Here is a 1411-nt window from a genome sequence, read left to right on the forward strand (position 1 = left end):
CTAGTAGTGCTTCGTTAGGTTCTGGGTCTGGTCCTGCTGGTGGTGAGGGGTCGGCCGCAGGTGTGGCAGGTGCCGGTCCAGCACCTCAGCAGGTCCTGAAGAGCGTCCAGGACCTGGTAGAGGGTCAGGCCGGCACTTGGGCTTTTGGGTCGAGCCGCCGCAGGGTGAGGAAGGCCTGGGCGGCGGTGACGAGGGTGACGTGGTGGTGCCAGCCGCGCCAGGTGCGGCCCTCGAAGTGGTCCAGGCCCAGGCCGTGCTTGAGCTCGCGGTAGTCGTGCTCGATCCGCCAGCGCATCTTCGCCCACCGCACCAGATCGGCGATGGCCGTGGTGGCGGGCAGGTTGGTCATCCAGTAACCGGTCGGCTCGTCGGCTTGTTCGGGCTGTTCGACCAGCAGCGTCCGCAGCGGCAGCACACCGTCCCACCGGTTGCGTCCGCCGGCTGCCTCCTGAGCGGTGCGGGAGGCTTCCTTGCCCGAGGGCCGCACCTGGAGAACGGCGAAGTGCGAGCTCATCATGCCCTTGCTGCCCTGCCGCCAGGTGACCTCCTGAAAGACGGTGGCATCGTCGATGAGGCCGGGCAGCGAGCGGGGCGCCTGACGGTAGCGGGGCAGGGTCGGCGGTCCCAGTCCGCCGTAAGCCGGCTGATACGGCTCGGCGTCGGCAGGCCGCGCGATCTCTTTCGGGTCGACGGCCATGACGTAGGACCAGCCGCGGTCCTCCAGCGCGAGGCGGAAGGAGACGCTGCGGCCATAGCCGGCGTCGGCCACGATCACCGGCACGGTCAGGCCCTGCGCGGCCAGCCGGTCCAGCAGCCCCAGAGCCAGGTGTGTCCTGGATACATGCCCGACCTCGTTGGGTATCCCGGCCCGGCGGCGCCGACCGTCGTCATGTATCCATTCCCCGGGCAGGAACAGCTCCCACTCCAGCGGGCACGAGGCCGTGTCGGTGGCCGCGTGGACGCTGACCGCGACCTGGCAGTTCGCCCGCTTGCCCAACGCTCCGCAGTACTGCCGGGCCACCCCGACCGACGCGGTGCCGCACTTCGGGAACGACACGTCGTCCACCACCCACACCTCGGGTGTGATCACCTCGGTCACCCGCTCGGCGATCCGCCGCCGCACCGGCACCGGGTCCCACGGCGACTGGTTCACGAACTGCTGCAGTGCCTGCATGTTGCCGTCCGGCAGCCGCTCGGCCATCGGCTGGATCGACTTGCGCCGGCCATCCAGCATCAAACCCCGCAGATAACACTCGCCCCAGCGCCGCTGATCCCGCCGCGGCAGCGACCCGAAGACATCGGCAACGAACTCCGCCAACTCACCCCGGAGCCGTTCCACCTCCCCCAGCTTCACACCACGAAGATGCCCACCACCAGGCAAGATCACGCGAGGTAACGAAGCACTACTAGG

At 69.2% G+C, this 1411-nt stretch carries 1 protein-coding gene; it reads right to left on the reverse strand.

Annotation, left to right across the window (positions count from 1 at the left end; genetic code table 11):
- Positions 1 to 124 precede the first annotated feature (124 nt).
- Positions 125 to 1354, reverse strand: coding sequence for an IS701 family transposase (locus tag ACZ4VF_RS37955; RefSeq protein WP_467931779.1), 1230 nt, complete (start codon positions 1352 to 1354; stop codon positions 125 to 127).
- Positions 1355 to 1411 lie beyond the last annotated feature (57 nt).

It is taken from the genome of Streptomyces sp. NPDC029151 (genome assembly GCF_055564315.1).